This window comes from Puia sp. P3 (assembly GCF_050632245.1).
Taxonomy (GTDB): Bacteria; Bacteroidota; Bacteroidia; order Chitinophagales; family Chitinophagaceae; genus Puia.
Window position 1 is genome coordinate 4835379 of the sequence record NZ_CP192583.1, and the last position, 20007, is coordinate 4855385.

General features: G+C 53.3%; 24 protein-coding genes. 13 read left to right on the forward strand and 11 right to left on the reverse strand.

Annotation, left to right across the window (positions count from 1 at the left end; genetic code table 11):
* Positions 1 to 81 precede the first annotated feature (81 nt).
* From ACQ86N_RS30145 to ACQ86N_RS30165, 5 genes are all read left to right on the forward strand, one after another.
* Positions 82 to 2358: a PSD1 and planctomycete cytochrome C domain-containing protein gene (locus ACQ86N_RS30145; RefSeq protein ID WP_431210275.1), complete on the forward strand. Its 2277-nt coding sequence runs from the start codon at positions 82 to 84 to the stop codon at positions 2356 to 2358.
* 5 nt (positions 2359 to 2363) lie between these two features.
* The gene (locus ACQ86N_RS30150) at positions 2364 to 3809 is read left to right on the forward strand and encodes a DUF1501 domain-containing protein (protein ID WP_431210276.1); all 1446 of its coding nucleotides are present in this window, start codon (positions 2364 to 2366) and stop codon (positions 3807 to 3809) included.
* Between the two features lie 21 nt (positions 3810 to 3830).
* Positions 3831 to 4856 (forward strand): 6-bladed beta-propeller, encoded by a 1026-nt coding sequence (locus ACQ86N_RS30155; protein WP_431210277.1) that lies wholly within the window; start codon positions 3831 to 3833, stop codon positions 4854 to 4856.
* A 16-nt stretch (positions 4857 to 4872) separates the two neighbouring features.
* Entirely contained in the window at positions 4873 to 6135 is a 1263-nt protein-coding gene (locus ACQ86N_RS30160; RefSeq protein ID WP_431210278.1) for a c-type cytochrome domain-containing protein, read from the forward strand.
* A 177-nt stretch (positions 6136 to 6312) separates the two neighbouring features.
* Positions 6313 to 6966: an FN3 associated domain-containing protein gene (locus ACQ86N_RS30165; protein ID WP_431210279.1), complete on the forward strand. Its 654-nt coding sequence runs from the start codon at positions 6313 to 6315 to the stop codon at positions 6964 to 6966.
* Positions 6967 to 7020: 54 nt separating this feature from the next.
* Here the strand turns inward: ACQ86N_RS30165 and ACQ86N_RS30170 are convergent, their stop codons facing one another.
* The gene (locus ACQ86N_RS30170; RefSeq protein ID WP_431210280.1) at positions 7021 to 7317 is read right to left on the reverse strand and encodes a helix-turn-helix domain-containing protein; all 297 of its coding nucleotides are present in this window, start codon (positions 7315 to 7317) and stop codon (positions 7021 to 7023) included.
* A 315-nt stretch (positions 7318 to 7632) separates the two neighbouring features.
* On the opposite strand from ACQ86N_RS30170, the gene ACQ86N_RS30175 reads away from it, so the two are divergent.
* The gene (locus ACQ86N_RS30175; protein ID WP_431210281.1) at positions 7633 to 7938 is read left to right on the forward strand and encodes an RNA recognition motif domain-containing protein; all 306 of its coding nucleotides are present in this window, start codon (positions 7633 to 7635) and stop codon (positions 7936 to 7938) included.
* Between the two features lie 266 nt (positions 7939 to 8204).
* Here the strand turns inward: ACQ86N_RS30175 and ACQ86N_RS30180 are convergent, their stop codons facing one another.
* Positions 8205 to 8405, reverse strand: a complete 201-nt coding sequence (locus ACQ86N_RS30180) for a hypothetical protein (protein WP_431210282.1) — start codon at positions 8403 to 8405, stop codon at positions 8205 to 8207.
* Between the two features lie 56 nt (positions 8406 to 8461).
* On the opposite strand from ACQ86N_RS30180, the gene ACQ86N_RS30185 reads away from it, so the two are divergent.
* Positions 8462 to 8737, forward strand: a complete 276-nt coding sequence (locus ACQ86N_RS30185; RefSeq protein WP_431210283.1) for a hypothetical protein — start codon at positions 8462 to 8464, stop codon at positions 8735 to 8737.
* Between the two features lie 2 nt (positions 8738 to 8739).
* Positions 8740 to 9051, forward strand: coding sequence for a 3-oxoacyl-[acyl-carrier-protein] synthase III C-terminal domain-containing protein (locus ACQ86N_RS30190; RefSeq protein WP_431210284.1), 312 nt, complete (start codon positions 8740 to 8742; stop codon positions 9049 to 9051).
* A 52-nt stretch (positions 9052 to 9103) separates the two neighbouring features.
* On the opposite strand, the gene ACQ86N_RS30195 is transcribed toward ACQ86N_RS30190, so the two are convergent.
* The 3 genes from ACQ86N_RS30195 to ACQ86N_RS30205 all read right to left on the reverse strand — a co-directional run bounded on the left by ACQ86N_RS30195 (position 9104) and on the right by ACQ86N_RS30205 (position 10970).
* A complete protein-coding gene (locus tag ACQ86N_RS30195; protein WP_431210285.1) occupies positions 9104 to 9433 on the reverse strand; it encodes a DUF983 domain-containing protein in 330 nt (109 codons plus the stop codon).
* A gap of 232 nt (positions 9434 to 9665) precedes the next feature.
* Positions 9666 to 10181, reverse strand: a complete 516-nt coding sequence (locus tag ACQ86N_RS30200) for a hypothetical protein (protein ID WP_431210286.1) — start codon at positions 10179 to 10181, stop codon at positions 9666 to 9668.
* A gap of 177 nt (positions 10182 to 10358) precedes the next feature.
* Positions 10359 to 10970 carry a YoaK family protein gene (locus tag ACQ86N_RS30205; protein ID WP_431210287.1) on the reverse strand — a complete coding sequence of 204 codons (612 nt, stop codon included), beginning with the start codon at positions 10968 to 10970 and terminating at the stop codon, positions 10359 to 10361.
* Between the two features lie 185 nt (positions 10971 to 11155).
* Here ACQ86N_RS30205 and ACQ86N_RS30210 point away from each other — a divergent pair, with 185 nt between their 5' ends.
* Positions 11156 to 11353 carry a DUF3606 domain-containing protein gene (locus ACQ86N_RS30210; RefSeq protein ID WP_431210288.1) on the forward strand — a complete coding sequence of 66 codons (198 nt, stop codon included), beginning with the start codon at positions 11156 to 11158 and terminating at the stop codon, positions 11351 to 11353.
* 83 nt (positions 11354 to 11436) lie between these two features.
* On the opposite strand, the gene ACQ86N_RS30215 is transcribed toward ACQ86N_RS30210, so the two are convergent.
* Together ACQ86N_RS30215 and ACQ86N_RS30220 are read right to left on the reverse strand one after the other, a co-directional pair.
* On the reverse strand, positions 11437 to 12486 hold the full coding sequence (locus tag ACQ86N_RS30215; RefSeq protein ID WP_431210289.1) for a glutamine synthetase beta-grasp domain-containing protein: 1050 nt from the start codon (positions 12484 to 12486) through the stop codon (positions 11437 to 11439).
* A gap of 283 nt (positions 12487 to 12769) precedes the next feature.
* The gene (locus ACQ86N_RS30220) at positions 12770 to 13633 is read right to left on the reverse strand and encodes a hypothetical protein (RefSeq protein WP_431210290.1); all 864 of its coding nucleotides are present in this window, start codon (positions 13631 to 13633) and stop codon (positions 12770 to 12772) included.
* A 527-nt stretch (positions 13634 to 14160) separates the two neighbouring features.
* Here ACQ86N_RS30220 and ACQ86N_RS30225 point away from each other — a divergent pair.
* The 3 genes from ACQ86N_RS30225 to ACQ86N_RS30235 all read left to right on the forward strand — a co-directional run bounded on the left by ACQ86N_RS30225 (position 14161) and on the right by ACQ86N_RS30235 (position 16675).
* Positions 14161 to 15000: a universal stress protein gene (locus tag ACQ86N_RS30225; RefSeq protein WP_431210291.1), complete on the forward strand. Its 840-nt coding sequence runs from the start codon at positions 14161 to 14163 to the stop codon at positions 14998 to 15000.
* Between the two features lie 539 nt (positions 15001 to 15539).
* Positions 15540 to 15707, forward strand: a complete 168-nt coding sequence (locus tag ACQ86N_RS30230; protein ID WP_431210292.1) for a hypothetical protein — start codon at positions 15540 to 15542, stop codon at positions 15705 to 15707.
* Positions 15704 to 16675, forward strand: a complete 972-nt coding sequence (locus ACQ86N_RS30235; RefSeq protein ID WP_431210293.1) for a chloride channel protein — start codon at positions 15704 to 15706, stop codon at positions 16673 to 16675. The genes ACQ86N_RS30230 and ACQ86N_RS30235 overlap by 4 nt, the downstream gene beginning before the upstream one ends.
* A 24-nt stretch (positions 16676 to 16699) precedes the next feature.
* On the opposite strand, the gene ACQ86N_RS30240 is transcribed toward ACQ86N_RS30235, so the two are convergent.
* From ACQ86N_RS30240 to ACQ86N_RS30255, 4 genes are all read right to left on the reverse strand, one after another.
* Positions 16700 to 16897, reverse strand: a complete 198-nt coding sequence (locus tag ACQ86N_RS30240; protein ID WP_431210294.1) for a CBS domain-containing protein — start codon at positions 16895 to 16897, stop codon at positions 16700 to 16702.
* 64 nt (positions 16898 to 16961) lie between these two features.
* Positions 16962 to 17483, reverse strand: a complete 522-nt coding sequence (locus tag ACQ86N_RS30245) for a hypothetical protein (RefSeq protein ID WP_431210295.1) — start codon at positions 17481 to 17483, stop codon at positions 16962 to 16964.
* A gap of 25 nt (positions 17484 to 17508) precedes the next feature.
* Complete coding sequence (locus tag ACQ86N_RS30250; protein WP_431210296.1) at positions 17509 to 17946, reverse strand: chloride channel protein; 438 nt, start codon at positions 17944 to 17946, stop codon at positions 17509 to 17511.
* Positions 17862 to 18299 carry a hypothetical protein gene (locus ACQ86N_RS30255; RefSeq protein WP_431218011.1) on the reverse strand — a complete coding sequence of 146 codons (438 nt, stop codon included), beginning with the start codon at positions 18297 to 18299 and terminating at the stop codon, positions 17862 to 17864. Before ACQ86N_RS30255 ends, ACQ86N_RS30250 begins: the two co-directional genes overlap by 85 nt.
* On the opposite strand from ACQ86N_RS30255, the gene ACQ86N_RS30260 reads away from it, so the two are divergent.
* On the forward strand, positions 18267 to 19646 hold the full coding sequence (locus ACQ86N_RS30260; protein WP_431217660.1) for a L,D-transpeptidase family protein: 1380 nt from the start codon (positions 18267 to 18269) through the stop codon (positions 19644 to 19646). The two genes, ACQ86N_RS30255 and ACQ86N_RS30260, sit on opposite strands and share 33 nt — an antisense overlap.
* The last annotated feature ends 361 nt before the right edge of the window (positions 19647 to 20007 follow it).

A 20007-nucleotide genomic window follows, 5' to 3' on the forward strand; every position in this document is an offset into this window, starting at 1 on the left:
TCATGCTTATCGAATAAATGAATTATCTTTAGAGCAAACACTACCGCGACGCGCCAGATTGCTGCCATATTAACCCTGATCATGGGAGGCGTACTCTTTTTTGCCTCCTGCCTACACTCTAACCGCGACGACGCTTCGGCTGCGGTCAGCTTTAATTTCGACATCCGTCCCATCCTGTCCGACAAATGCTTCAAATGCCACGGCCCCGACGCCAGCCACCGCGAAGCCCACCTGAGACTCGATATCCCCGACAGCGCACTCGCTCCGCTAAAAAATACGAAAGGCGCATTCGCCATCGTTCCAGGCAAACCCGACCAGTCCGAACTCTACCGCCGGGTCTCTTCACCCGATCCCGACTACCAGATGCCGCCATCCGATTCACACCTTGGCGCGCTTACACCACAGGAAATTATCCTCTTCAGGGAATGGATCAGCCAGGGCGCCCACTTTGAAAAACACTGGGCCTTCGTACCGCCGGTAAAGGCGCCGCTCCCCGAAGTGCACAATACAAAATGGATCCACAACGGGATCGACAACTTCGTACTCGCCCGACTCGAACAACTGAACATGCAGCCCAACGACGAGGCCGACAAGGAACGCCTGCTGAAAAGACTCTGCCTCGACCTCACCGGCCTTCCCCCTACTCTCGCCCGAATGAACGCCTTTCAGCAGGACAATAACAGCGACGCATACGAGCGACAAGTCGACGAACTCCTTGCCACACCCCAGTACGGCGAAAAAATGGCGGTGCACTGGCTCGACGTCGCCCGCTACGCCGACAGCTACGGCTATCAGGACGACAATATCCGCACCCAGTGGCCCTGGCGCGACTGGGTCATCCACGCCTTCAACGAGAACCTGCCCTACGACAAGTTCCTCACCTGGCAGATCGCCGGCGACATGCTCCCCAACGCCAACAAGGAAGAGATCCTCGCCACCGCTTTCTTCCGCAATCATAAGTATACCGAGGAAGGCGGCGTCGTTCCCGAAGAATACCGCATCGAATACCTCGTCGACAAGACCCGCACCTTCGGCAAAGGCATCCTCGGCCTGACCGTGGAATGCGCCCAGTGCCACGACCATAAATACGACCCCATCTCCCAAAAAGACTACTACTCCCTCCTCGCCTTCTTCAACAACACAAAAGAAGTAGGCTACGAAGGCGACGTCAGCGTTTCCAAACCCGCCAAGCTCCCCATCCTCAGCTTCAACGACTCCGACGTCCACAACACACTTTCCTTTATCAATAAAAAGGACACCGGCGCCATGACCGTCTCGGTCATGGGCCAGCGCGATACCTTCCGCACGACATACCTCCTTTCAAGAGGCCGCTACGACGCGCCGAAAGACTCGGTCCAGGCCGCTGGACCAAAGGCCGTCATGGCCTACGACACCACAAAATTCCCCCGCAACCGCCTCGGCCTGGCCCAGTGGACCGTCAGCACCAACAATCCGCTGACAGCACGCGTTTTCGTCAACCAGCTCTGGCAGGAATTCTTCGGCAGAGGCATCGTAAAAAGTGCCGGCGACTTCGGCATGCAGGGCGACCTGCCCACCAACCCCCGCCTCCTCGACTGGCTCGCCGCGGACTTCATGGAACACGGCTGGAATACCAAACGCCTCGTCCGCCAGATCGTACTCTCGTCTACCTACCGCCAGTCCGCCCGCACCACAAAAGAACAACTCGAAAAAGACCCCGAAAATATCTGGTTGTCAAGAGGACCACGGTCACGGCTATCCGCAGAATTCGTACGCGACCTCGTACTCTCCACCAGCGGACTGCTCGTACCCACCATCGGCGGACCAAGCGTCAAACCATACCAGCCCGCCGGCCTCTGGGAATCCGCCACCTCGGGAAGAGGCGTCCTCGCAACCTACCGCCAGGACCACCACGACTCACTCTACCGCAGAGGCATGTATACGTTTATCAAGCTTACCGTACCCCCACCCATCATGGGCATCTTCGACGCCAGCAACCGCGACCAGTGCGAAGTCCGGCGCGGACGAACCAACACGCCCCTCCAGGCCCCGGCCATGCTCAACGACCCCACCGTCCTCGAAGCCGCACGCGTTCTCGCCCAGCGCCTCGGGTCCGACAACACCTCCCCCGACGACAAGATCGTAAAAGCATTCCGCACCATCCTCTGCCGAACACCATCTGCACAGGAAAAACAGCGCCTGATCAACTACTACAACGACCAGCTCTCCGTCTTTCAGAAAGACCCGGCCGCCGCCAAAAAATCACTGGAAGTCGGCGAATACCCCCGGCCAAAAATTACCGACCCAACAGCATACGCCGCACTGGCAAGAACGATCGACCTCCTGTACAATCTGGAAGAGACCATCACAAAGACCTAAGACAAATGGAAAAAGAGCAACTCGAACACCGTCTTCAATTCAACCGCCGCCGCTTCCTGAAAGGGCTAGGCTTCGGCATCGGTGGAATGGCCCTGGGCTCCCTGCTCATCCCGGACCTGTTCAGCAGCGCAGACAAGGAAACCATGCCGCTCGGCCTTCCCCACTTCGCACCAAAAGCCAAAAGGATCATCTATCTTTTCCAAAACGGCGCACCCTCCCAACTCGACCTCTTCGACTACAAACCCCTCCTCAATAAAATGCAGGGCGAAGACCTCCCCGCATCCATACGCAACGGCCAGCGCCTTACAGGCATGACCGCGAACCAAACTAAATTTCCGCTCGCAGGCTCCTTTTTCCAGTTCGGACAATACGGCCAGGCCAGAGCCTGGGTCAGCGAACTGATGCCCTATACCGCCAGGGCCGTCGACGACCTCTGCTTCGTAAAAAGCATGTGGACCGAAGCCATCAACCACGACCCTGCACTCACCTTCATGCAGACCGGCGCCCAGCAGGGCAACCGACCCAGCATGGGCGCATGGCTCAGTTACGGCCTCGGCAGCGAAAACCAGAACCTCCCCGCCTTCTGCGTACTCCTCTCGAAAGGTAAAGGCAACGGCCAGGGCGTGTATTCCAAACTCTGGTCCAACGGCTTCCTCGATTCCATCCACCAGGGCGTCCAGTTCAGCAACGGCGAGAACCCCGTACTATACCTCTCCGATCCCGAAGGCATGGACAGAGCCTCCAGAAGAAAAATGCTCGACGAGCTTGCCGCCCTCAATACAGCGTCGTACAAAGAATTCGGCGACCCCGAGATCAGCACCAAGATCCAGCAATACGAAATGGCCTACCGGATGCAGACGGCCGTTCCCGAGATCACCGACCTCAGCAAAGAACCCGAGGACATCATAAAGCTATACGGGCCCGAATGCCTCGTGCCGGGCACCTTTGCCGCCAACTGCCTCCTGGCAAGAAAACTCTCCGAGTCCGGCGTTCGCTTCGTCCAGCTCTACCACCAGGGGTGGGACGGACACAGCAACCTTCCCAGAGAAATAAAAGGCCAGTGCAAAGACGCCGACCAGGCCTCGGCAGCCCTCGTCCAGGACCTCAAACAACGCGGCCTGCTCGACGAGACCCTCGTCATCTGGGGCGGCGAATTCGGCCGGACCAACTACTGCCAGGGACTGCTAAAACCCGACAACTATGGCCGCGACCACCACCCCCGATGCTTCACCATCTGGATGGCCGGCGGCGGCATAAAACCCGGCGTCTATGGAGAAACGGACGATTTTGGATACAACATCGTCAAAGACCCCGTCCACGTACACGACTTCCACGCCACCGTCCTCCACCTCATGGGCCTCGACCACGAAAAACTGACATTCAAACACCAGGGCCGCCGCTACCGCCTCACCGACGTAGCCGGAAAAGTAGTCGACGGCCTCATCGCATAAGCCGAACATAAAACACAATCCATGCAGCGCAGAAACTTCATCCGCAATTCCACCCTCGCCCTCACAGGCATCGTCCTGACAAAAGACCTGCTCACAAAGCCGTACCAAAAATCCTACGGCTACAACGGCATGCTCTATACGCTGGACACGTCCTGGAGCAAATGCGACCCCGGAAAGTATCCGGTCAACGACTGCCACGAAATGGTTCAGGACGCAAAAGGAAGGATTCTCCTGCTCACCAACGAAACCCATAACAACCTTCTCATCTATGATACCAACGGGCAGCTGACCGACAGCTGGGGCCACGATTTCCCCGGCGCGCACGGCCTTACCCTCCACGACGAGAATGGCACCGAGTTTCTCTATATCACCGACACCGTTCGCCACCAGGTGTACAAGACTACCCTCGACGGCAAGCTGCTCCTCACCATCGACGCCCCGCTCGACGCAGGCATCTATAAGGAAGCAAAGGAATTCATCCCCACCGAGACCGCCATCGACTCAAACGGCGACATCTTCATCGCAGACGGCTACGGGGCCCAGTATATACTGCACTATGACAAGAATGGGCGACTACTCGGGCATTTCGGCGGCCGCGGCGACGGCGACGAACACTTCGACAACGCACACGGCATCTGCTGGGACACCAGGCGCAGCGACCATTCGCTCCTGATCACCGACCGCACCCGCAACTGCTTCAAACGCTTCAGCAGGGAAGGCAAATTGCTGGAGATCCTCCCACTCCCCGGCGCCTGCGTCTGCCGGCCGGTAATCCACAAAGACCATCTCTACGCCGCCGTCCTTCGCTCCCCCGACCTCAAGGCGGAGGGCACCGGCTTCGTGACCATCCTGGACAAGGACAACATGGTAGTCAGCAATATCGGCGGCAACAAGCCCCAATACCAGGACGGCCACCTGCAGCCCATGCACCAGACCGATAAAATATTCGTCCATCCCCACGACGTCTGCGTCGACAGGGACGACAACCTCTACGTCGCACAATGGGCGTCGGGGAAAGTATACCCCTACAAACTCCGGCGGGTGTAACCCCCACGATCCACCTATGACAAAATGGAAGCCCGCCCCCGTTTATGTCCTGATAGCGCTCAATACGATGCTGCTCTTCTTCGCACTGCTGGACCCCCGCCTCGTGGTACCGGTATGGCTGCAGGTGACAGGGCGTCTGCACCCCATGATCCTGCATTTCCCGATCGTCCTCATCGTCGCCTACGCGCTGAGCGCCTGGTTCATGCCCCGCTTCTCGGATCCGCTGCTCCTCTGGTCGGCATTCGCCGCCGTCATCACCGCACTGGCCGGCGTATTTCTGTCGAAGGAGTCCACCTACGCAGGGTCGGGCATCCAGTGGCACAAATGGCTGGGGACGCTCACCTCGCTGACCCTTTTATTGCTATACATCACCACACTCCGCCAAAAATGGCTCTCCATCCTCCCCCTGGTCACAGTAATAGTCACCGGCCACCTCGGCGGCGACCTCGCCCACGGTGAAGGCTACGTGCTGGCGCCACTAAAACCATCCATCCGTCCAATCCCTCCCTTCGATCAGGCCCAGGTCTATGCCGACGTCGTCGCGCCGGTACTGGCCACCCGCTGCATGTCCTGCCACAACTCCGGCACCACCAAAGGCGGCCTCGATATGTCCGACCCACACACTTTCGCCAAAGGCGGCCGCAACGGCAAACCATGGGATACAGCAGCCGAAAACCTCGGTCTCATCCTCACCCGTATCCACCTCCCTCCGGACGATCGCAAACACATGCCGCCCGCCAACAAAACCCAGCTCTCCGATCAGGAACAAAAGATCCTATACGCCTGGATAAAGGACGGGTCGCCGTTTGACACCAAAGTCACCGACCTCACCCCTACGGATACACTACGGATCATTGCGTCCAGTCTCCTCCGGACCGACGACAACGAAACCTTCGACTTCTCCGCCGCCGACGAAAAGAAGATCGCAAAACTCCGGACCAACTACCGCGCCATCACCCCACTCGCGATGGGTTCGCCCGCGCTCGCCATCGATTTCTACGGCGCGTCCGTTTTTAAATCCGACCAGATAAAAGAGCTGACGCCAATAAAAGACCAGATCGTCTCCATCTATCTCGGCAAGATGCCGGTCAAAGACGCCGACCTTTCCGAACTCGCCACATTCCCCAACCTGCGCCGGCTAAACCTCGATTTTACACAGGTCACCGGAGCAGGCCTGTCGCGATCTGACCAAACTCACCCGTCTTCAGACCCTGAGCGTCGCAGGCACGGCGATGAAGGCCGGCGACCTGGACCAACTAACCGCCATCACTTCTCTTAAGAAAATATACGTCTGGAAAACGGGCATCCCCAACAACGCCCTTGCATCGATCAATAAAAAAGGAAAGACCTCGAAATTATCGACGGCTTCAACGGAGATACCGTACGGATCAGACTCAACCCGCCCCGCCTCGAGACCGAAGCCCGCATCATCCGCGATTCGGGGCTCGTCATCACCATGCGCCATTTCGTTCCCGGCACCGCGATCCGCTATACGACGGACGGCTCCGACCCCGACAGCGCCGGCCGCCCCTACTCGTCCCCTTTCACCCTCACCACCGGCGGCCAGTTCCGCGCAAAAGCCTACAAACCCGGATGGCTGGCCAGCGAAGCCACCACCGCAACATTCTATAATCAAAAATTTCCGCCCGACGGCATCCAACTCCTCCTTCCCGTCGACTCCAACTATCTCAAGTATAGCCCCAACGTCCTCATCGACGCCGACAAAGGCGACCAGGGCTTCAACAGCGGCAAATGGCTGGGCTTCCGCAAAAACGCCTTCTCCGCGTTATTATACTATAACCACCCCGTCACCATAAATTCCATCAGCTTTTCCTCACTCGTCGACATCGGCGCCCACATCTTTCCGCCAACCTCCCTGTCCGTCTATGGCGGCCCCGACCGCAACCACCTCCATCCCACGGGCGCGCTCACCCCGGCCCAACCCGACAGCACCACCCCCTCTTCCCTCACCTCCTACACCATAAAATTTGCCCCACAAACCCTCCGCTGCCTCAAAGTCACCGCCACTCCCGTCAAATCCCTCCCCAAATGGCACCCCTCCAAAGGCAAACCCGCCTGGATCTTCTTCGACGAACTCCTCGTCAACTAATCTGCAGCCCCATCCTTCCGATTCAATCCCAGGTATCTCACACCAATATTCGTCCTAATACGCCTGTATCAAAACCTCCGCCGGTATATGCAACACCTCATTCAATTTCCGGATCATCGCCAAACTCAACTTCCTTTTCCCTGATAAGATCTCCGACTTCCTCGAACGCGCCCCCAGTATCGTAGAAAGCTCGGCCTCCGACATACCCATCTGCCCGATCCTGAACTTAATCGCCTCCAGCGGAGACGGCTTAGGCACCGGATAGTGCTCCAGCTCATAAATTTTGATGAGGGCAGACCAAACCTCCAGCTCATCAGACTCTTTCGACTCCGGCTTAATCTCTTTTTGCATCAGCTTATATACGCGCGCTAATGCATCCTCATATTGACTCTCATTTTTTATTGGCTTTACCATAATTATCTTTTTGGAGTCGGTCTTGTCATCAAAAATTCCTCAACGTCTCAACAGCAATCACACGCATACCCCAAATATACATATTGTTACCAAAATGGTAACAAGTTTTACACAACTTCGCCGGCCTAACATCAAATCATTCACCGGCGCCAGGTCGTCCGGCGACGAAACCAGCGCATTAATTTTGGCCCTTCCAGCTTTAAAGCCTACTATTGCAGTGGTCAGTTAATTTTTTAAATTGTCTTTATGAATATGTATGTATCAAACCTGGGCTTCCAGGTGACAGAGCAGGAACTGAAGTCCATGTTCAGCAAATATGGTGAAGTAACGTCTGCAAAAGTAATTACCGATAGAGAAACCGGAAGGTCCAGAGGATTTGCATTCGTAGAAATGCCCGATCCCGCAGCCGAAACTGCGATGAAGGAACTCAACGGAACTCAGGTAGATGGCCGGGCCATATCCGTGACCGTAGCCAGACCGAAGTCGGACAACGGCGGCGGCGGAGGCTCGTTCCGCGGCGGCGGCGACCGGGGTGGCAACCGCGGCAATCGCTGGTAGTCAAATCATCTGCCAAAGATCGAAACGCTAAGGGCCTCTGAATAGCAGAGGCTTTTTGAATTTCGGCAATCCGGTAAGTTCAAACGTATTACAACTATGCATCGCTCAATAATCATAGGTTCCGGATCCTGTATCCCGGAAACCGTCGTACCCAACAGCGAATTCCTTTCACACAAATTCTACTCGGAGAACAACGTCCCGGACGCCAATACCCCGGCCAGGATCATAGAAAAATTCGCCAAGATCACTGGCATCCTCGAACGGCGCTATGCCCCGGACGGACTCTCAGCCTCCCATTTGGCCGCAATTGCGGCCGAAAAGGCCATTGCCGACAGCGGGATCGACAAAGAATCCATCGACCAGTTGATCGTAGCACACAATTTCGGCGATACCACCAACGGCGAATCATCCACAGATATCGTCCCGTCCCTGGCATCTAAAGTAAAAAGACTGCTGGGGATCTCCAATCCCTCGTGTATTCCCTACGACCTGGTGTTTGGGTTGCCCCGGCTGGCTGCAGGGAATGATCCACGCCGACGCCTTTTTCAAGGCCGGACAGGCAAAAACGGCGCTCATCATTGGCGCCGAGACCCTGTCCCGCGTCCTCGACCCGCACGACCGCGACAGCATGATCTTTGCAGATGGTGCCGGTGCCATCGTACTCAGATCTGAAAAGGTGGACGACCCGGCGACCGGCCTGCTATCGTTCAACGTTCGCTCCGACTCCGGCGAAGAAACAGACTACATCTATATGGGAACCTCCATGGACCCCTGGAAGATACCCAGGAACGCTATCTGAAAATGAAAGGCCGTAAAGTTTACGAATACGCGCTGCGTCATGTGCCGGAGGCGATGAAAGACTGTCTGGACAAGTCCGGTCATGCCATTGAAGACCTCAAGGCCATATTTATTCACCAGGCCAATGAAAAAATGGACGAAGCGATAGTAAAACACCTCTACAACTTATACGGCATCGCAGAACCACCGAAAAATATAATGCCGATGTGCATCCAGTGGCTGGGCAACAGTTCCGTCGCTACCATCCCCACCCTGTTCGACCTCGTAAAGAGATCACTATTGCCGGGTTTCGAACTAAAAAAGGCGACCTTCTGATGTTCGCCTCGGTCGGTGCAGGGATGAACATTAATGCGGTGTGTTATGGCTACTAGGCTGTCTGCTGCCGAGCCGCTCGGGCTCCTCGGCCCTTTCGGTCCTCCAATCCCTCATTGTACTTCACAAAGAAGGATAGCCAGATAGCCCTCGACAACCGCATCAAATAAGGCTGTGCGATCACCAGCACAGCCATATTTACGCCCATCCAAACAAAAAACCGGCTATCCTGCAGGGAAAAGCCGATTGTCGCCCACCAGGCGATACACGTAGCCACAGACAAGGCCACCGTCAGGCCATAGCTTACATAACTGGTACCGTACCAAAATCCGACCTCGATCTCCATCAGCTGGCCGCAGGCCGGACACCGGTCATTCATTTTCATGAACTGTTTTAGGTTGTACGGATTAGACTCCCGGAAACATGTCGCCCGTCCGGCACCGCGAACATTTCTGCCGCAGCAGACTCTGCAAATAACCCGGTCTCCGTTCTTTCTTGTCAGCACACATCGATATCGATTATTTAAATTTTCATCCACAACTTGAGCAGCGTACCAATTTGCTCGTCGATCAGCTGGTAACCCGGCGGTATCTTGCCCTCGAGACAATGAAACGTGGCTACCCTTGTTCCCACCGGCATTTCATGCAGCTTTTTATACAGGATGCGGTTGTAGGAATTGTAGAGAGCAGGAGCGCACCGGATGCTGTTATCGATCCTGCCCGTATCCAGTAGGTTTTCGTAAAAGGAGTTGTAGAAATAAAAATGGTCGAAAGGCTTAAAATGCAGCTCGGTGAAATTCCGGTGAAAAAATGCGCGTTGGTCAGCCCAAGCTTCTTACGGGCCACCGACGCATGAGACACCAGGTCCTTGCGCTGCTCAACCCCAAAAAACACCGCATCAGGCTTATAATAAGCACCCGCCAATACGAACTTCCCCACCCCGCTGCCGATATCCAGCACCTTAACCCCCGCATGCGGAACGAGAAATTCCAGGACAATTTTTGTGATGCTTAGCGGAGTCCAGTGCTTTTCCGCCAATGCCCGAATACTTTCGGGATATAGACGATGATACTGCTCGTCTGAATGGAACCACCGGCCGATACCCGGTTCGAATTTAGCTGTAGAGCCTGCCATTTCGCAAAGTTACCGATCCGCCGACGGCTAAAAAGTGATTTCAATCACCTTTCACCGCTTCCTTCAATTCTTTAACCTTTGTCTCCACAACCCTCCTCACCTTTATCCGCAGATAGTCATAAAAAAGCGTAACCACAAGAAGTCCCACCGGGACCATAAAAGCCCTAAACCCCATCCTCAAAAAAGATAACCACCGACCAATCCGCCCGAAAGAAACGACAGAATGATCACCAGCCGCAGCTTGACCCTCCGCGCCAAAACCGGACCCACGTTTTTAAAAGAATGGACCACAGCCGACAGGTCGATTCCCAGATCGGTCATCATACCCGTCAGATGCGTGGTGCGGACGACCGAGCCGGAGATCACAGACACCAGCGCATTCTGCATCCCCATGGCAAACAACAGACTGCCGGCAAACAGTTCCGTCTCCTGCAGGGAGTGGTCATAAGCCGGTCCCCAAAAAATGATCCGCACCAAAACCCCGATTATCAACACGATAGGAATCGTATACGCAACACTCTTCCGCCGCCCGATCCACCCGATCAGCCAGGCAGAAAAGAACGCCCCCGCCAAAAACAGCGACAGCCACAGCGCGACCATCCTGACCTCCCTCCACCGCCCCTGCGCCGCATTCACAGCCAGCAGCGCCGCATGCCCGGTCACATTCGTCGTCAGTACGGAAAACGCAATAAAACCCGCCGCGTTAATAAACCCGGCATTCAGGCTTAACAGCGTAGCAAGTCGTACATTGTGCCTGAAACTTCTATGTGCACCAACATGTCGAAGCATGCCACAATGTAAGCAAATTAACGGGCCCCGTCTCAAAGGCCGTGCGATCGCCGTCCCAAAGGCCGAACCATCCCCGGGGCATCCTCCTTCACCAAAGGCCCGGCCGTCACCTCCCGGCACGAGCTTCCCCTACCCTCCTGGAATAGCTTTTGCAATTATATCTATCCACACTTAAACCCCTTTTTATGACAGATAACAAGCAACTAAAAGGCATTCAGGACCGCACAACGGTCAACCGCCGGGAATCCTTCGAAGTGGAGTACCTCCATCAAAAATACCCCTGGCTTTCCCATCAGACCGTCAAAGAGGCCGTCGATAAATACGGCCCCAATCGTAACAAGGTCGAGGCCCAGCTCGGCCGGCTCACCAGCACCCACAATTGATCAGTACCCCCAAATAATCGGTAAGTACCCAAAAAGGAAGCCGGCGCAAGCCGGCTTCCCACCAAATATTCAGAACCTTCAGTCTAAGCTACCTTCGCTTCATCCATCAGCTCGGACAACTCGACCTCAGCGGACTTTACAGTCTTAACGATACGTGCCGCCACCTTATACGGGTCGGCAGCGCTATTCGGACGGCGATCTTCCAGCCAACCCTTCCAGCCTCTTTCGACCGTCCCGATGGGGATCCGGATCGAAGCGCCGCGATCGGAAACTCCGAACTTGAATTCGTGGATAGCCGCCGTCTCGTGCTTGCCCGTCAGACGGAGATGGTTATCCGGACCGTATACTTCAATATGCTCCTGCACCACCGGACGGAACGCTTCACACACTTTAACGTATATCTCGCTGCTGCCACAGGTCCTCAGCAGAGTATTGGAGAAATTGGCGTGCATGCCGCTGCCATTCCAGTCCAGGTTACCCAGGGGCTTGCAATGCCAGTTGATCGAGATCCCGTATTTTTCGCCGATCCTTTCCAGCAGATAGCGGGCGACCCATACCTGGTCACCGGCTTCCTTGGCCCCCTTCGCGAAGACCTGGAATTCCCACTGACCCGTCGCTACTTCGGCGTTGATACCTTCTATATTGAGGCCGGCATCCAGACAGGCGTCCAGGTGCTCCTCCACTATTTCGCGGCCATAGGCGTTACGGGCGCCGACCGAGCAATAATAAGGACCCTGCGGCCTCGGATATCCCCCTTCCGGGAAACCCAGCGGCTTATCGGTCTCGGGATTCCACAGGAAATACTCCTGCTCAAATCCGAACCAGAAATCATTGTCGTCATCTTCAATAAGCGCCCGCCCATTGCTCGCGTGCGGACTGCCATCAGGATTAAGCACTTCACACATGACCAGATAACCGTCCTTACGCTGCGGATCCTTCGCCAAAAACACAGGTTTCAGCAAACAGTCCGACGATCCGCCCGGAGCCTGTTCGGTGGATGAGCCATCGAAACACCATACCGGGCAATCTTCCAGCTTGCCCGAAAACTTCCGCTCGATCTTAGTCTTGCTGCGCAGACTTTGAATGGGTTGATAGCCGTCGAGCCAGATGTACTCTAATTTTGCAATTGCCATATTCGTTGGTTTTAATGTAGATTGACTATTTAATAGAAGGTACTGCCTGAAATATCCAGCCGGATACAGCCGGCAATACCTTAATTGTGACTTTCAAGCCATACGAAGATACAGCAGTATGCAATTACAACGAATACAAATTAATTATTATATAAGCGATAGGACCAAAAATTGTCCATATTTTGTTAAAAAAAATCGAAAAACAACAATTCTGATGATAAATTGGCTCCGGTTTTAATCATCAACGACCCAATTATCGCATATAAATAGATAATATTTGATCTCACCGGCTCACAAACTCACACAGCCGGTATATATCCCCAACATCCCCCGACCGGCAGCTTAGCCACCCCTTCCCCGCCACCACGGGGCTGCAGGGCCCATACGTAAATATCCTTATCGTCCTTCCCTGAGCCTCCCTCTCCAACAGTCCCAGCACATCCTCCAGCATCTGCCCACCGAACGGCGTATAGAGGTAAAATACCGTCCCTTCGTCAAAACCCGTCATCCGCACATCCGCATTGACGAACCGAACCGTACCAACACCCAGCCGTCTCCGGCACCCCTCCGCATAATTATGGTAGGCCGGCTCGAACTCAACCCCGACACACCGGGCGCCCGTCAGCAAACCCATCAATAGAACCACCTGCCCCAACCCCGAGCCCAGGTCTACAAACACATCATCAACACCCAACCCAGCCAGCCGCTCCAGCTCCAAAACAATCCTCACAGGCGTCTTCTGATAAAACACCATCTCCGGCTCGGGCGCCAGCTCAGCCTCGGGCAAGCCGCCATCCGCCATCCATCCGTTGACGAAATGATCGAGCACATCATAACCAACCCCGTCTCCCCCGCCAAAGCCGCACATCAACTCTTTCAAATCCTCACCCCTCAAAACACCTTCCCGCAACTTTCCAAACCATCCGGCGTCGATCCCTTCCAACTCACTCCTCAACTCCTCCGCAAAATGCAACACATCAATTAACGCACGATCATCCCCGTTACCACTACCTCCCGAAAGCGCCGGAATCAACAGGTCGATCAGATCCAGCGCATCCGACCTACCCGCGAAATTCGATTCACATCGCAGCGACTCGTCCCCCGCTATTTCGAGCAATTGTATTTCAATTTCTTTGAGACCGATCATTTGCAATCCTTATTGGGTCAATTCAAAAATACATCATTAACATAACTGAAGTAACTTCGCGGTCCCCATACCTACCCTTACCCTCCTGTTTCTTTAGTCTTCTCACCAATCCCGGGTAATTGGTTGCAAGCAAACAAAAAGCCCAGCTTTCGCCGGGCTCCACTAATCAGATGCGCAACCATTAGACCTTATCCTATTTAATTATGAAAAAAGAATTCGCTTTTGCCAGCCAAACCCATGATCCTCTCTGCCTCCCTTTGCAACTTCTTCACATGAGTAAAGATAGCCAGGATACGAATTCCCCGAAATGACCGCTATCAGCGCCGCAGGTGATTTCAATCATTACAGTGACAAATTTACATTCCGCGAATTTCAGGGACCATCTTTTCACCAGATCAAGGAGTTCGCGGATAACACAATACCTTCCTACCCCTTCATAAGACCGCGCTAATCCAATTCTAATGCAAATTTAATAACTCACTAATATCGGCGCAGTACCTTAGAATAAGCCACCAACCATATTCATCTTGTATACTATCCTACTCCCGGTCGATTTCTCACCCTCTACGCACATTGCGTTAAAAAAAGCCATGGGATTTGCAGGTCGGGACGAGACTGAATTACACTTGCTCCATGTAATAGGTCCGGGCCGTGGACCCAAACACCTATTCAAAGTATGGGCAATAGAGAAAGAATTTGAACAGCTGCGACATAACATTAGGGAGAAATACCCCGCTGCACGGGTAAAGACGCATATCTTGCAGGGCCGGTCGATCGAGAAAATGATCATAGAATGCATTCGATTGCTCAATCCTGCCCTGGTTATTATTGGCAAAAGCGATCCGCCGAGGCGATGGTCCCTATTTAAAGGCATATCTCCCGGCGCTATCGCGAACAAGAGCAATTGCCCGGTATTGACGGTAAAGCCGGGGGCAGCCGGCAACAAGACACGACTGATCCTCATCCCGATACGGGATTTCCTACCCGAACGAAAGCTTGAATGGGCAGTGTTGCTGGCCCGGAAATTCCGCGCACACATACACCTGCTGGCCATTCAGGACTGGCGGGCGGCGAGGGACGCGCCCTTACCTCCTGTATTCTTCAAGGCATACAACCAATTACAGGAAGTGCTGCGACAACCAATTGAATTCTCCGTAACAAACCAACAGAATATAACAAAAGCCGTACTAAATTGTGCCGAGGACATTACAGCAGATTTGATCTTATTGAATCCCAATACGGAAAGCGAAAGATGGGCGATTGCAAGGCATCATCATATTACTGATCTGCTCAGCAGAGATTCAAGAATACAGGTATTGGATGTTGAGCCTTATAAGGATTTGACGATCATCAGGCGTCTCCCTTAGTGATGACAATCCTCTTCTTTCCCCGGCAACTCGAATTCAATTCCCCACGCTAAACCGATATCCGGAATATACCCAACTGGCCGCTATAACTAGTAAAAAGCTCCGCACAAGGCCATTTTCTAATGAGATTCTAATGTCGTCTTAACGCCAGTCTTTCCCCCGCCGATATATTCACGACCCGTTGATCATTATGCACTGCCTGATCTTATACGACAACCGGCAACGGCTGCATTTGCTTATCTTTGTATAACTCGCATCTGTATTATACACCGAATCCAAATGGCATCGTATGGGCATTTTTGGGAAAATTCCGTACTCGGGCAAAAAGAACATTCGACAAAATAAGAAATGAAAAAGTAAAGCTCAACCTTTTACAGGCTATACCTTTCTGGATAGCCTCTGCATTGACCGGACTTACCGCCGTACTGTATACAAAACTTTTCGCTGCTGCAGAAAAGGGTACAACTTACATTTTGCATACACACCCGTCGCTTCTTTTCCTGTTAAGCCCCTTATGTTTTATAGGCGCATACTGGATCGTGAAAAAATGGGCTCCCTTTGCGAGGGGCAGCGGTATCCCGCAGGTAATGGCGGCCATAGAGCTCGCCACTCCCAAATTCAACCAGAAGGTCAACAAGCTGCTAAGTCTTCGAATTCTGGTAGTAAAATTCGCATCCAGCCTCGTCATGGCTCTCGGGGAGGCGTGATAGGGAGAGAAGGTCCCACTATCCACGTAGCAGGATGCATCTTCCGGAAGATCAATGAATGGCTTCCGGCATGGTGGCCTAAAGTTTCCAAACGGAACATGATCATGACAGGTGCAGCCGCCGGTCTCGCGGCCGCCTTTAACACCCCGCTCGGCGGGATCGTGTTTGCAGTAGAAGAGCTCACCCGTATTCATATCAGCTACTTTAAAACCGCGCTGTTCACCGCTATAATTATTGCCGGCCTTACTGCTCAGGCGCTGCTCGGCCCCTATCTGTACCTCGGCTACCCGGACGTAGGCCGGCTATCCTCTTTTATATTGATTTGGATCGCTCTGGTAGCCATCCTTGCCGGGCTTTCAGGCAGTATTATGTCCAGGTTGATTCTGGGCATCTTTCGATGGAAGAACAAGTTCCGTTCTACCTGGCACCATATTCTATTCGTATCCGGTTGCGCAATAATTCTTGTCACCCTTGCCTTCTTCGTTGACGAACGGGCGCTTGGGTCAGGAAAGGAGTTGATGACTACCATTCTCTTCTCAAAAGACAAGTATACAGCGTGGTATATGCCGCTATTGCGGGTAGCCGGCCCGATATTCTCATTTACTACCGGAGCCTCAGGCGGTATCTTCGCACCCGCGCTAAGCTCCGGGGCAACGATAGGCGCCACCCTTTCAGGCTGGATCGGTTTGAATTCCTCAGATACGAATATCGTGATACTTTCCGGTATGGTGGCCTTTCTCACGGGAGTCACCCGCACTCCCTTTACCTCTGCAATTCTTGTACTGGAAATGACCGATCGTCATAATGTGATCTTTCACTTAATGCTTGCTGGCATGATCTCCAGCCTGGTATCGATGGCTGTGGACAAACATTCTCTCTACGACCACCTCAAATACCAATATACACACGCCGTGCTTTCAGACAGTCCAATACCACAGAGATCGCAGACGACCAGTCAACATTTGTAGCCTGCAGCTGCGCTCATTCTCATGTCACTCGTCGTCATAAATATCTCTATTCTGCGCAACCTGCAACCGGTATTTCTCAAAAAGCCGGGCTTTAGACACGAAGCCGGCGAATCTTTTGTCTTCGTCGACTACCGGCAGATAGTCAGCCCCCGTGCGATCGAATACCTTTATCACCCCGGTCATCGACATATCATCCGCCAGCACCGCCAACGGCTGGCGCATGACATCCTTCGAGCCTGCGTCCTGTCCAGGGCCTCCATTTTGAAGATCATCCCGCGTATATCGTTCATCGCAATGACTCCCAAAAGACGGTGCCCCCCTCTACAACAGCAAATATCGGCTTGTCCACCTTCGCCAGATGGCGAACAAGATCTCTCAATGAATCGGCGGGGTCAAATACCTCGTGATCACGTTCAGTTAGACTTTCGAGGCTCATCATCAAAAGAATATTGTGCTCCCGGCGATGGGTAAATATCTGGCCGGAAAGATCAACCCATAGCCGTTCGTGATCTCTGCGACCAGGAAGATCGCGGTCAGCGGACAATACATAACCCCGCTCAGGAGACCAGCCATACCCACCAGCGTAAAATTTGTCTCGGAAAAATGCAGCCAGCCGCTGACATTCTTCGTACCCTTCGCCATATAGTGGAGCAAAAACGAGGTAAAAACCCGCGAGCATCAACCCTCCGGCCAGGGCCTTTGCATATGGATTTCCTTTCCAATGGTGAAATCTTTTATCGACACCGCGAAACGCCTTTGCATAATACAGCGACAAAAATCCGGCCCCAACTCCCATCAGCACATACATCGGTACGTTCTTATAGTTGAAATTTTCACTCAGCACAAAAATCGAACATTCTCGATTCCCCAAAAAAAACCTTCGAACATAATGCCCCGATCACCGCCGCAATGATCAGCGGAACAAAATAGCTAAGGACCGTCTCGGCCAATAGCACCTCTACCGCAAACATAACGCCCGCGACAGGCGCACCGTATACAGCAGAAATGCCGGCCGCCGCCCCGCAGGCGATCATCAACGTCCGCCCGGAATAACTCAACAGACCCAGTTTGGCCATCGTTGAGCCTAGAGAAGACCCCGTCGCTACGATAGGTGACTCCAGGCCGGCCGAGCCCCGGATCCTACCGTCAGCGCACTCGTAATAAAGTGAATACGGGATACACCTAACTATCCGCCCATGACCACACGAAGCTCCATCTCTTCTGCCGACAACCGCCTCGCCGCTCTCGACAGGTCCGGTGGCGCCCCCCATAACCGGCGATCTTGTGACAGTAAAGGCAAGTCTTTAAAAGAGGACGGCGCCCCGGCTGGCAAGCGTACTGCGGAATGCCTGTTCAGCTGGCATGATTTTGTTATCTTGTAAAAGGAATGCGTAAAGAATATTGGATAATGTTGTCGATGGCCGTTTTTATTGGCTTTTGCACCGGAAGAAAAAAGGCGCCTATGTTCAGGAAAGTCATCCCGGATACTTCTATTACCCGGGCAGCTCAATACACTCACCTCATCCTGGATAGCGCCGAAGTCGACAACTTTATTCGCACAAGAATCGAGAATGACAGCCTCGCCGGTAGGATCTGGAATTTTTATAACAGCCGCAATTTTCAATTCGCGTGGTTTGACGAAGAGGGCCTATCCGAACATGGAGAGGCTTTCTGGAATCTATACCTGATGTATGAGAAAGGCTCCAATGACAGTCTATATTCCGGGATGATTCTAAAGAACAGGATGGAATCTTTAGAAGAAAGCGGTGATAAGCTTTCATGGGCAGACCTGAAAGAGACAGAATTGCAGCTTACGAAATATTTCTTTAAATATCTATCCGGGATATTCGATACAAAACTGGCACCCGAAGAAATGCAGTGGCATATTCCGCGGCGCAAGATAAACGCCACGGCGGTTCTGGATTCATTTCTTGCTGCAAAAAAACCTCGCCTGAGACCATTAAGCAATGACTTTTACAAGTTGCAAGAAAAATTGATCCAATACGATTCTATCAAAAAGAAGGGAGGCTGGGAATTGATCGATCCGGTGAAGAGAGCGCTTGAGCAGGGGGCTGCCGATCCGGTGATCACGCAGGTAAAGCGACGCCTTGCCATCACAGGTGAGCTGCTTTCAAAGGATACCAGCCAGAAATTTACCCGGGACCTGCGGAAGGCTGTGATAGGAGCGCAACGGGCCTATGGCCTTCGGGAGACGGGCGTTATCAATCAGACTTTTGTACAGCTATTGAATGTACCCATAATCACCCTGATCAGGAAAATGGAGATCAACCTCGACCGGATGCGATGGATGCCGCAGGAAGGACCCGATCGAATCATAGCCAACATCCCGGAATTCGGACTCCACGTATTCAGCGGCGGCAAGCCTGCGCTCAGCATGTCGATTGTCGCCGGACAGGCTGCCCATCAAACCGTGATATTTTCAGATAGCCTTCAGTATATCGTTTTTAGTCCTTATTGGAATATTCCTGCGAGCATCGTGAAGCGCGAGATACTGCCGGCAATAAAGGCGGACCCCGGCTATCTAAGCAGGAATAATATGGAAATCACAGGAAATGCGGGCGACTTGCCCTTGATCAGGCAACGACCTGGTGTAGGTAATGCGCTGGGAAAAGTAAAATTCATCTTTCCGAACCGATACCATATCTACTTTCATGATACGCCTGCGAAAACCTTATTCAACAGGAAGCAACGGGCCTTTAGCCATGGGTGCATCAGACTTTCCAAACCCTATGAGCTTGCTTGTTTTCTTTTGCGTGCGGACAAAGCATGGAATACCCGTAAGATCAGATTGGCGATGAACCGGAACAACGAAACCTGGGTGAAGCTTGACACTGCAATTCCGGTTTTCATAGTGTACTTTACAGCCTGGGTCGATGAAGATGGCCGGTTGAATTTCAGGGATGATGTTTATGGTCACGACCGAAGAATGGAAGCCCATCTTTTCAACTAAACGATATTTAATGAACACGCATCTTACGGCATCCTCAACGGATGACGATCATGAATATTGTCTGGCCGGTCACCGCTCTCTATTCAGGGCCATTGGGAACCTAGGCCTATCATACCGTCATCCTCGTCATGCTGGTCATCGCCTTAATCACCTACTTGACGGGACGACCGGCCGACCCGGTGCCGAAAAGTTTCGGGGCCTGCTACTCGGTTTGGAAGTACTGGAAGGCCTGTTTGCAGCGATTTTAATTCCCTTCTATGCAAGCCACCCAAAGCTTTTTATGACGGATAAAGATATCAGAGGTGAGGAATGATCCCATATTGCGGCATTGGTAAATGGCCAACGAAAGTAATTGACTAGG